This window comes from Caballeronia sp. M23-90, from assembly GCF_053574605.1.
In genome coordinates, this window is sequence record NZ_JBSIPA010000194.1 from 1 (window position 1) to 11,470 (window position 11,470).

At 61.0% G+C, this 11,470-nt stretch carries 9 protein-coding genes; 2 read left to right on the top strand and 7 right to left on the bottom strand.

What is annotated here, in order from left to right; genetic code table 11:
* Positions 1 to 740, bottom strand: a 740-nt coding sequence (locus ACRXB1_RS19125; protein WP_449492878.1) for an AsmA family protein, incomplete at its 3' end; no start/stop codon positions are given.
* Between the two features lie 142 nt (positions 741 to 882).
* On the opposite strand from ACRXB1_RS19125, the gene ACRXB1_RS19130 reads away from it, so the two are divergent.
* On the top strand, positions 883 to 1,539 hold the full coding sequence (locus tag ACRXB1_RS19130) for an ABC transporter ATP-binding protein (protein ID WP_449492879.1): 657 nt from the start codon (positions 883 to 885) through the stop codon (positions 1,537 to 1,539).
* Positions 1,536 to 2,345 carry an ABC transporter permease gene (locus tag ACRXB1_RS19135; RefSeq protein ID WP_086382977.1) on the top strand — a complete coding sequence of 270 codons (810 nt, stop codon included), beginning with the start codon at positions 1,536 to 1,538 and terminating at the stop codon, positions 2,343 to 2,345. Before ACRXB1_RS19130 ends, ACRXB1_RS19135 begins: the two co-directional genes overlap by 4 nt.
* 31 nt (positions 2,346 to 2,376) lie before the next feature.
* On the opposite strand, the gene ACRXB1_RS19140 is transcribed toward ACRXB1_RS19135, so the two are convergent.
* The 6 genes from ACRXB1_RS19140 to ligD all read right to left on the bottom strand — a co-directional run bounded on the left by ACRXB1_RS19140 (position 2,377) and on the right by ligD (position 11,372).
* A complete protein-coding gene (locus tag ACRXB1_RS19140; protein ID WP_449492880.1) occupies positions 2,377 to 4,314 on the bottom strand; it encodes a response regulator in 1,938 nt (645 codons plus the stop codon).
* A gap of 67 nt (positions 4,315 to 4,381) precedes the next feature.
* The gene (locus ACRXB1_RS19145; protein ID WP_062000860.1) at positions 4,382 to 4,846 is read right to left on the bottom strand and encodes a response regulator; all 465 of its coding nucleotides are present in this window, start codon (positions 4,844 to 4,846) and stop codon (positions 4,382 to 4,384) included.
* A gap of 46 nt (positions 4,847 to 4,892) precedes the next feature.
* On the bottom strand, positions 4,893 to 7,328 hold the full coding sequence (locus ACRXB1_RS19150; RefSeq protein WP_449492881.1) for an ATP-binding protein: 2,436 nt from the start codon (positions 7,326 to 7,328) through the stop codon (positions 4,893 to 4,895).
* Positions 7,325 to 7,924: a biliverdin-producing heme oxygenase gene (locus tag ACRXB1_RS19155; protein WP_449492882.1), complete on the bottom strand. Its 600-nt coding sequence runs from the start codon at positions 7,922 to 7,924 to the stop codon at positions 7,325 to 7,327. Before ACRXB1_RS19155 ends, ACRXB1_RS19150 begins: the two co-directional genes overlap by 4 nt.
* Before the next feature lie 314 nt (positions 7,925 to 8,238).
* Positions 8,239 to 8,529 carry a hypothetical protein gene (locus tag ACRXB1_RS19160; RefSeq protein ID WP_375507490.1) on the bottom strand — a complete coding sequence of 97 codons (291 nt, stop codon included), beginning with the start codon at positions 8,527 to 8,529 and terminating at the stop codon, positions 8,239 to 8,241.
* Positions 8,530 to 8,546: 17 nt separating this feature from the next.
* Complete coding sequence (gene ligD, locus ACRXB1_RS19165; protein ID WP_449492883.1) at positions 8,547 to 11,372, bottom strand: DNA ligase D; 2,826 nt, start codon at positions 11,370 to 11,372, stop codon at positions 8,547 to 8,549.
* Positions 11,373 to 11,470: the final 98 nt, after the last annotated feature.

Consider the following 11,470-nt stretch of genomic DNA (forward strand, 5'->3'; position numbering starts at 1 on the left):
TAGCTCAACCAGCAAGTCGATAAAGCCGCGGCATCGGAAGCGGCGGCGGCATCGGCGGCTTTATCGACTTGCTGGTTGAGCTTGTTCGCGCCGCTCTTGCCGACCTGTTCGGCCGATGACTTCTGCGACGCCGCTTCCTGCTGCTTCATCACATCGCCGATAGGAATCATCTGGCCGAGCGTATTGACGACTGCCTGCATATCGGCTTTCGTGATTTCGTCGGCATAAGCGATATTGCCTTTATTCAGCGCAATATCATGAAGCTGCAAGTTCCACGTGGATGGCTCTGTGGATTGCTTGAACTTGAACGTCCAGTTATTGCGGTTATCTTTCAGGCGTTCGAGATCGACCGAGGGGTTCACCAGGTTGATCGATGGAATCACGATGTTGCGCGTGAGCAGCGGCAGGATCTCGACCTGAAAGTCGATCTCGTCGAGCGTCGCAAAGTACTTTTGTTTCGTCCAGTCCGGATTGGCGACCGTGATTTTTTCAGCAGAAAAACGGGGCCATGGAACCCATCGGCGCCATCCGGTTTCATCGGGCGGACGCTGCCAGCCGACCTTCAGATCACCAGTAATCTGGAACTCCCGGCCAATGGCCTGCGAGACCTTGTCGTCAACCCATGGCCGCGCGCGATTCCAGTCGAAGGTGAGGAACACGATCACCGCCACGACGATCAGCACGATCAGAACCGCAATGATCCAACCGACTATTTTTCCGATTTTCCGGCCAATTGCCATCGCGGCATCCTCGTTTTTTCTGTTGAATAACGGGGTCAGCACGTCGCGTGCCCGGCGTTTCCATGCCTTATCGGTGGCTTATGATTGCGCTCAAACAACAATCCCTGCCGTCAGCTCGATGCCTACACACGCAAATTCACCAATGCTTCGCACCGTCGCGCTCACGCGCCAGGACCCAGCCCGCGGCGTCACCCTGCTTCATCCGACCAGCTTCACCCTTGCAGCCGGCGAGCGAGCGGTAATCACGGGGCCATCCGGATCGGGCAAAAGCGTGTTCTTGCGGGCGTTGGCGCTGCTCGATCCCATCGACGACGGCACGATCCAGTGGCGCGGCCAGCCAATCGCGCGCGGCGAAATTCCTTCGTACCGACGCCGGGTGGCCTACATCGCGCAACGCCCCGCCATGCTCGATGGCAGCGTCGAAGACAATCTGCGCTATCCGTTTTCGCTGAAGGTTTATCGCGATGTCCGGTTCGATCGCGAGCGCGTTGTCGAGCTTGCGAACCACGCCGGCCGCAGCACCAATTTCCTCGACAAACGCGCAAGCGACCTTTCGGGCGGCGAAGCGCAGATTGCCGCGCTGATCCGCGTGCTGCAGGTCGACCCGGACATCCTTCTCCTCGATGAACCCACGGCTTCGCTCGACCCAGCTTCGGCGCTGGAGATCGAAGCGCTGGTCGGCGCATGGTTCGCCGAAGGCCATGGCGCGCGCGCGAGCATCTGGATATCGCACGATCCGGCCCAGGCGCAACGCGTGGGCGAACGCCAGCTCGTGATGACTGCCGGAGTCCTGGCATGAGCGGCTACCAGACGCTAAGTCTTTTCGATATCGGCATTGCGGCCGCGCTGATCGTGGTGAACGGCGTGTTGTCGGTGATGTTGAAGCTCGATCTCGAACGCAAGCTGGCGTGGGCGGCGGTGCGAACCGTCGTGCAGTTGCTGGCGATCGGCTATGTGCTCGGCTGGGTGTTCCAGTTCGCGCGCTGGTATGTCGTCCTGCCTTTGATGGCGTTGATGACGCTGATCGCGGGACTGTCGGCATCCAATCGTGGACGGCGGACCTATGCCGGGCAGCGGGCAGACAGCATTGTGTCGATCTGGGTGAGTTCGTGGCTCGTGGCGGCTGTCGGATTGTTTGTCGTGATCCGCATTCATCCGTGGTACGAACCGCAATACGCGATTCCAATCCTCGGGATGATCCTCGGCAATACGCTCACGGGCGTGTCGCTCGGGATCGAGCGGATGACGGAGGAACTGACCTCGGGACGCGGCGTGGTGGAGATGTCGCTTGCACTGGGCGCCACGCGCTGGGAAGCGGCGCAGGGTCCAGCGCGGCAGGCGGTGCGCGCGGGCATGATCCCGACGTTGAACCAGATGACCGTGGTCGGCCTGGTGAGTCTGCCTGGGATGATGACGGGACAGGTGCTGGCCGGACAATCGCCGTTGCAGGCGGTGCGGTATCAGATCGTTATCATGTTTTTCATCGCGGCTTCGTCGGCGCTGGGAACGGTCGGCGCTGTATTGATGACGTACCGGCGATTGTTTTCCGCCGAGCACCGGTTCATGGCATCGAAACTGGTCGAGAGGAAAACCAGAAGCAAATAAGGCAGCTAAATAAGGCAGCTAAATAAGGCAACTAAGCGCCCGGCCGCCGCGCGAACGTATGAATCAGCGACTCGAGCCGTGCAAAATTCACCGGCTTGGTCAGGTGATCGAGGAAACCGGCTTCGCGGCATCGGCGGATATCCTCGTCCATGCCATAACCCGTGATCGCAACCGACGGCTTGCCGGGCTGCAGCTCGGTCCAGGCGCGCGCGACGTCGAGCCCGCTGCCATCCGGCAAACCGATATCGCTGACGAGCAGATCGAACACATCCGATCGCGCGAACAACAGCGCTTCAGTCACGGTCGTCGCGACGGCGACCTGATGCCCGAGCACTTCCAGGACCTGCGCCATCGCCGACGACGTGTATTCGTTGTCCTCGACCAGCAACACCTTTAGCGACCGCACTATTTCATCGGGGTCCTGAGTGGCGCTCGGCGACGCCTCGTCTTCAGCGCCGAACTTGACGAGCGGCAAGGTCAGCGTGAAGCGCGCGCCCTTGTCGCGTCCGTCGCTCTGGGCGGTCAGCGTGCCGCCATGCTTCAACGCCAGCGTGCTTGCAATGGCAAGCCCCAGTCCAAGTCCGCCGAACGCGCGCGTGATGGAATCATCGGCTTGCTCGAAAGCCGAGAAAATGCGCGGCAACGCTTCGGCGCTGATGCCGATGCCGCTGTCGGTCACAGAAATGGCAATCGTCGATGTGTCCGGATTCCACGTCCGCACCGCGATATGTCCACCCGCGGGCGTAAATTTCACCGCGTTCTTCATCAGGTTCCAGACGATTTGCTGCAGCCTGGCGGCATCGCCGAAAACCAGCGTCGAGCTCGCGCCCAGCGTGGTTTCGAGCGTCAGGCCCTTGCCGCGCAGATCGGACTCGGACATATCGAGCGCGCTCGACATCAAAGTCTCGAGCACCACGTTCGCAAAATTCAGCGATAACTTGCCGCGCGCAATGCTGGTCAGATCGAGCAGATCGTCGATCAGGCGCGCTTCCAGTTCCACGTTGCGCCGGATCAATTCGAGCGTGGGCTGGGCTTCGGCCGGCAGCGTATGACGCATCTCGAGCAGCCGGACGGCAGCCACGATCGGCGTCAAAGGCGTGCGCAATTCATGCGACAGCACGGCGAGGAAGTGGTCCTTCGCGCGGTTCGCGGTCTCGGCCTGCTCCTTCGCAACGCGCAGGGCGTCGGCGGCCATGTGTTCTTCGGTGACATCGCGGATGATCGTCGAATAGCCGATCAGGTCGCCGTTATCCGCGCGGATGGCCGTTGTCACGCCCGATGCAAAAAACGAGCGCCCGTCCTTGCGCCATAACCACCGGTCGGCGCTTCCACTACCTTCGGCACGCGCGATCGCCAGTTCCGCGGCAAAGACATCGGCGTCACGATCTTCCTGACCGTAGAACACTTCGGCCGAGCGGCCGATCACGTCATGCGCGGTAAATCCCAAAATGCGTTCCGATGCCGCATTCCACGTCCGTATCCGGCCCTCCTGATCGAGCGTGATGACGGCGTAGTCCTTGAGTGCATCGACGAGCAGCCGGAAATGCGTCTCCGTCTCCCGCAACGCGCGTTCAACCGCAATGCGTTGCTGGCGTTCGGTGCTTTCCGTCAGCGCACGGCGCACGACCGCGGGCAAGCGCTGCAGGCGCTGCTTGAGCACATAGTCGGTGGCGCCGCGCTTGAGCATGTCGACCGCATGTTCCTCGCCGAGCACGCCGGACACAAAAATGAATGGCGTCTGCGGCACGCGTTCACGCGCGATCGCGAGCGCTTCCACGCCGGAGAAAACCGGCATCACAAAGTCGGCAAGGATGACATCGAACTCGGTGGTGTCCAGCGCCGCGATGAAATCCTGTTCGGTATAGACAATCTGTACGTCGACCTCATAGTCGGCGCGCTCCAGCTGGCTCAAGGTCAGTTCCGCGTCGAGCGCGTTGTCTTCTACGAGAAGCAGGTGCAAAGGCTGCATGGTCTGGGAGCTCAGGCGAACCGGCGCGCGCAGCAAGGCGCCGGGCGGACAAGATTGTGCTTATGGTTCATTCCGAAGCCGGCTGACGGCGGACCCGCATGGACCCGGGCGGCGGCTCGTTCAGCACGGCCCAGAACACCCCGAGATCCGCAATGGCCTCGACGAACTCATTGAACTCGACCGGCTTGACCACGTAGGCGTTCACGCCAAGCGCGTAGCTGCGAACGAGGTCCTGTTCTTCACGCGACGAAGTCAGCATGACGACGGGAATCGCCTTGAGTACCTCGCTCGCGCGAATGGTCTCGAGCACTTCCAGGCCGTCGATTTTCGGCAGCTTCAGGTCAAGCAGTATGACCGCCGGATTACCGGGGTTACGCGTGTTCCATTCGCCCTCGCAGCGCAGGTAATCGATCGCTTCCTGGCCGTCGCGCGCCACGATCACCTCGTTGGCAAGCTGGCTTTTATCGAGCGCGACGAGCGTCAGTTCTAGATCGCTGGGATTGTCTTCGACAAGCAATATGGGTTTCAGCATGGTCTGGTAATTGACTGATTTTGAGCGGGTGCTGCCTGGGTGCGTTTCAACCGGACGACGGCGCCGTGCGAGACTTGCGCCGCCTGCCGTCGGCATCTACGGAATCGGTCCTGAACACCTTTGGCAGCGAGAAATGGAACGCGGCCCCTTCGCCTTCGCGCCCTTCGGCCCACGTCCGGCCGTCGTGCCGCTCGATGATCCGGCGCACATTCGCAAGCCCGATTCCGGTGCCGTCGAATTCTTCCGCACGGTGCAGCCGCTGGAACACCCCGAACAGCTTGTTCACGTACTTCATGTTGAAGCCGACGCCGTTATCCCGCACGCTCACGATGTATTCGTCGGTCGTCGAATTGACCGACAATTCGATTCTCGCCGATTCCCGCGTACGCGTGTATTTCACGGCGTTCGAGAACAGGTTGCGCAGCGCGATCTGCAGGAACGCCGGGTCGCCCGTGACACTCGGCAACTCGGGAATGATCCATTCGACCTTCCGGTTTGCGGTTTCCGCGCCGAATTCCTGGACCACCGACTGAACGAGCTGATTCAGGTCGACCTGTACCGGCCGCAACGCCGCACGGCCCATTTGCGAGAACGTCAGCAGATCATCCACTAGCACGCCCGCAAGCCGCGCCGAATCCAGCATATTGGTGAGAAAGCGCTTGCTGCGCTCCGATAGCGTCTCGCCCTCGGTCTCGCGCAGCAGGTCGCCGTACCCGGCAATGTGGCGCAGCGGCGCGCGCAGATCGTGAGAAACGGAATATGAAAACGCTTCGAGTTCCTTGTTCGCGCGGCTCAGTTCGCTTGCGAGTTCCGCGAGTTCTTCGGCCCGGCGCAATACGATGTTAAGCATCGATGCACGGAATTCAGCCGCTATTTCAAGTTCCACCGGCCGCCAGCGCAGTGACCGGTTGCGCACGATTTCGAGCCATGGCGCAAAGTCCTTGCGCGGCGCGACGCTGCCGTCCTGACTCGATACACGCTTGACCGGCTCGCCCGCCCATTCGATCGTGCGCGCGGTTTCGGGCCGGAACCAGATCACGTAATTGCGAAAAATCTGCGAGATGGGCACAGCGAGAATGCCGCTTGCCGTATCGATATGACGGGATGCGCGCGGCCACTCTTCAGGCAGTGCGTCGGTTGCATAAACGCCCTTCGTGCTCGATTCGAGCCATTGTGCGAGTGCGAGCACGGTATCGGCGTCGGGCGTGAAACCGATCAGCGTCACCTTGCCGTCCGCGACAATGGCCGCGCCCCGCGAGCCGGCGAAACACAACAGATCATCGGGCGACGATTCCAGGGCCACACGGTAATCCTCGTGCTCGGAAAGCCTCGCGATCAGACGTGACATCGTGCTGCGCAAGCTTTGCAGGTAAGCGGCCTCGGCGCGCTCTTCCTTCGCCTCGATCTGCAGCGACACAAGCTGCCCAAGATGCTCGATCGCCATGCGCACTTCGAACGGTACGAGCTGCGCGTCGTGGTCGTGGCAGGAAATCAGGCCCCACAGCTTGCCGCGCACGATAAGCGACACCGACATGGACGCGTGCGTGCCCATGTTGCGCATGTATTCGAGATGAATGGGCGAGAAGCTGCGCAGCGAGGTGTAAGTCAGGTCGGGCGGGCGGCCTGTGACAGGGCTGACCGGCGGCACGATCCGCACGGGTTTGGCATCGACGTCAGCGACCAGCCGCACGCGCTGCTTGACGTAGAGCGCACGCGCCTGTCGCGGGATATCCGAGGCGGGAAATGTCTGGTTCAGGAACGATACGTAGCTGTCGTCCTTGCTTTCGGCCAGCACGTGGCTGCGGCCTTCTTCGTCGAAATTGTAGAGAAGCACGCGGCCAAAACCGGTCATCCGGCGCACTTCCTGGACGGCGAGTTCCGCCAGCTCGGTCACTGTCTCCACATCCTGCAGGCTGCGTGTGAAGGTGCGCACGAGCGGATACATGGATGCAAAGACATCCGAGTTCGAATGCCGCGCGATTTCGAGTTCGACGATCAGGTTGCCGTCATGCCGGTGGATGGTGATATCGAACTCGGGTCCATCGACGGATGCAATCGGTCGTTCCTGTGCCGATGCCGCCGGCAGATAAAGCACGTTTTCCACCACGCCGATGTAAAGCGGCGTCTCATCCAGTTCGGCGCTCGCCACGGCATGCGCGATCTGTTCTGCGGCAGTTATGCCGAGCAGTACATCGACCGGTTCGCCCAGTAGCTGCTCGACAGGCCGCTTTGCAAGCACTGCAAGATTTTCGCTCGCCTGCAGGATCGTCAATGTGTCGGACAGACACAGCAGATAGCCATGCGGCTGGATGCCACCGGGGATATGGATGGGCTCGGCGTCGCATTGCGCATTGGCAGCGCCGGCTGCTAATGTGAGCTGGCGCGCCTTCATGTCAGGCAATGAAGAAGAATATGCGATGTCGCTGACCGCCGCGCGCGCTGTCGCATCAACGCCCGGCGTTGGCTCGGACCCACTGCTCATGCCGTTGCCCCCGAATCTGCGCGAACCGCGCCGAGCCAGTCGTGCAGTCCGTCGAATGTGGCAATCGCAGCCTCGAGCGCAGCATCGTATTGGTCACGCGGCACTTCACCGTTCGCCGTTTCGCGAAACGCATTCCACATGCTGCCGGTTCGCGGGCCGTAACCGTCGAAGTACGCGTTGCCCAAGCCGGTATCCAGGCTGAAGAGCTTGGCCACGTGCGGCGCGATGAAACGTCCGCCGAGCGTCGAGCCTTCCATGACATACATGGAACCGAACACACGGCCAATGGTGTTCATCGCAGGCAAATGGTCCACTGAAGGTACTGTTTGCGCGCGGGCGGGGTTGCCGGTGAGAAACGACAGGTCAGCTTCGAGAAGCGCTGCCTTCCGGCGTGCTTCAAAGAATTGGCGCAAGTGCGCAGGCAGGGACCGCGCAGCCAGGTCTTCCCACGGCGCAACATAGCCATAAAAGCCGTCGAGCAGCGCGACATAGTCTTCACGCGGCCATTCGGGGCGCATCAGGTCCAGTTCGTTTTCAAGCCGCGTATGACTCTCGGCGGTTGCAGTCTTCAGAAGGGACAGAAGATCGTATTGCATGGTCCGTTCATGGTTTTCCACGGGGTTGCGGCGCATTGGCCCACGTCGCATTACGACGATGCATGAGGTCCGCAGCTTTTAGCGGACACCTCGTTGCCGATGCAAGGCCAGTCGGCGTGCGCGAGGATATCGGCAAGGGTTACCGAAAATCAAATTTTTGCCAACTGCAAAAAGGTAGGAATAACTGCAGCGAACTCCCGCGAGCGCCTTTACCAGCTTGACTCACGCGCTGTCGCGTCAATTTTCGATACCGCGCGCCCATTCTACGCAAGAGGCGCTTTGTTGACCACGGGCAGCGATTACGTTATTGCGGATCAGGGCTTGCGAGGGCTGTTCGCGTTCGCGTGCTCGTCGGTTTGCGTCCGCTCCTGATAGTCTGCGCCGCCACGGCGATCCGTATCTTCGAGTCCCCGCTCCAGATCCTCATGCGCCTGTTCCCCAACCTTGCGCGGCTCGCGATCATCTTGCGAGGCCGGGCTTTCATCGGTTTCATGCGGAAGCGGCGCGGTCGTATCGACCGCGCGCTTGCTTTCCAGTTCGCGGCCGTCGTCAGTCGGACCGGCTCGCGTGGCTTCGTCGTGGGATGTCTTGCCTTGCTGCGTCATTGCAACCTCCGGGCGGTTTATTTGATATCGAGCCGCTTTTTCATGGCAGCGGAGATGCGTTGTTTCGTCTTCCAGTACTCGGCCCATGGGTCGGCGTCGAGTTCGTCCAGCCGCTCATGCAGATTGCCGATGTTCCATTGATCGCCGGCCGTAGTGGCATCGAGTTCATCCCAGCCGATCGGCACCGACGCCCCCATTCCCGGCCGTGCGCGCAATGAGTATGCGGCGACTGTGCTTGAGCCGCGGTTATTGCGCAGGTAATCGACGAAGATCTTGTCCTGACGATTCTGCTTGCCCATCTTCGCCGAGAAATATTTTGGCAACGCGCCGGCCATGTGCTGCGCGACGGCTTGCGAGAAACCCTTCACTTCATCCCATCCGGCTTGCGGCGTGAGCGGTACGACTACGTGCAAGCCCTTGCCGCCGCTCGTCTTGCAAAAGGAGGCAAGGCCGAGTTCTTCCAGCAGTTCGCGCGTGAGACGCGCGGCTTCCTTCATGCGGTCCCAGCCGAGTCCTTCGCCGGGATCGAGGTCGAAGACCATGCGGTCAGGTTTCTCCAGCTTCGCCGCAAGCGCGTTCCACGTGTGCATTTCAATGGTGCCCATCTGCGCCGCGCCGACGAGCGCGCCGGCGTTTTCTATCGTGATGAGCGCCGGGTGTCCAGGATCGATACCCGGATGCTGTTTCACGTTCGGGATCGTGAGTTTTTCGCTGTGCTTTTGAAAGAACAGCTCCCCGCCGATATCCCCTGGTGCTCGAACCAGCGACACGGGACGGTCCTTCAGATGCGGCAATATCCAGGGCGCCACGGCTTCGTAGTAGAGGGCAAGGTCGAGCTTGCTGACACCCGTCGATGGATCGAGCACGCGCTCCGGATGGCTGATCTTCACCCCGGCGACCAGTTCAGCGCCGGCGGTGTTTTTCGCGGCGGCTTTCTTGGCCGGGGCTTTCTTGGCCGAGGCTTTCTTGGCGACGGCGTTGGTTTTGCTCACCGACTTCGCCGCCGATTTTTTCGCGGGCGCCGCTGCGACTTCGTTTTCGTCGTTCAATGCGACCTCCTTCGTCGATTTCGGCTCTTCCTTCACGATCTCTTTCGCGGGTTTATCGGTTCTCAAACTGACGAACGATGCCTGCCGGACAATCCGCTCAGACGTCCACTCGGCAAAGTTGCACTCGGCGACGAGCTCCGGCGTGACCCAATGCACCGGCGTACGGCTGCGCTCTCTTGGCGCCGACGCAAACGGCATCTTTTGAATCTCGCGTTTATCGAGTTGCTTCTTGATATCGCGCAGGGTTCCAGCGTTGAAGCCACTGCCCACGCGGCCGGCGTATTGCAGCTTGCCTTTTGCATCGTAGACGCCAAGCAGCAAGGCGCCGAACTCGCCACGGCTGCCAGTCGGCTCCGAGTATCCGCCGACCACGAACTCCTGCCGCCGCCTGCATTTCAGCTTGATCCAGCTATTGCTGCGCCCAGACGTATAAGTGCTGTCGCGACGCTTGCCGATGATTCCTTCCAGCGCCATGTCGCACGCACTTTTCAACAGATCGTCCGCGCCGAATTCGAAGTCCGCCGAAAAGCGCAGTACTTCGTCGTCCAGCGGTTCCAGCAGCGCTTGCAGGATCGCCCGGCGCTGGATCAGCGGCACGTTGCGCAGGTCGTAACCATTCAAAAAAGGGATATCGAAGAAATAGATCGCGATGTCTTGCGGACGGTTTGTATCGAAGGCGTTCTGCAGCTTCTGGAAATTCGGCAGATCGTCGTCGTCCAGCACGACGGCTTCGCCGTCAAGCCATGCGTTCTGTACATCGAGCTTGTCGAGCGCCTTGACCTGACGGCTGAACTTGTCGGTCCAGTCGTGGCCGTTGCGCGTAAAGAATTGCGCTTGCGCTGCCTTTGGCTTTGCACCGCCCTCGCGGTCTATGCGGATCATGATCCGATATCCATCGAACTTGATCTCGTACGTCCAGTCATCGCTCGATGGCGACGCGTCCACGAGCGTCGCGAGTTGCGGTTTCATGGTGGCGGGGAGTTTCGCCTTGACCGCGTCCTGGATGGCGGGATTATCGGCGAGGGTGCGCAGCGATTCAGCGCTGCGGTTCGCGACGATGTCCGGCCGCGGCCGCTCGGGACTCGTTCCCTTATCCTTGACGGCAGGCCGCTTTGGGGATGGCGCCGCTTTCGTCGTCTTCGCTGCGCTCTTGCGCTCGGCGCGCTCGCGCACCTCACCGCTTTTCGTGCGCGCGCCAAGCGAATCGCTCATCACACTGCCGGGCTTCTTGAGCAAAACGTCGTAGTCGGCTTCGTTGCGGGCTTCGTCGTCGCGTTCCTTGATCAGCAACCACTGTTCTTTGTCGCCATTGCCGCGCATATGGCTGCGCACGAGCGTCCAGCCGCCCTGCAGCTTGTCGCCATGAAGCACGAACTTGAGCTTGCCCTTTTTGTACGTGGCGCGCGCTTCATCGATACTCCCGCTTTGCGGCTCCCACGTCCCGCGATCCCAGACGATTACGCTGCCCGCGCCGTAATTGCCTTCGGGGATCGCGCCTTCGAAGGAACCGTAATCGATCGGATGGTCCTCGACATGCACAGCAAGCCGTTTAACCGATGGATCCAGGCTCGGCCCCTTCGGCACGGCCCACGACTTCAGCGTGCCGTCGAGTTCGAGCCGGAAATCGTAGTGAAGCCGGCGTGCGTCGTGCTCCTGAATGACGAACGAAAGCCCGCTCGCCTGCGCCTTTTTCGATGCGCGTCGGGCTTTAGCTTTTTCAGCAGCGTCGCCGGAAGGTTCCGGCGTCTGGTTGAAACGCCGCATGCGTTGATAGGTTTCGAGTTTTCCAGCCATCGGCGGGTCCGCTTGACGGTTGCGTGCAGATCGGAAGAGCACGCAGCACGACACTGTCGCCGCCGGTGCGATCGAGCGCTTCCGCACACACCGAACGA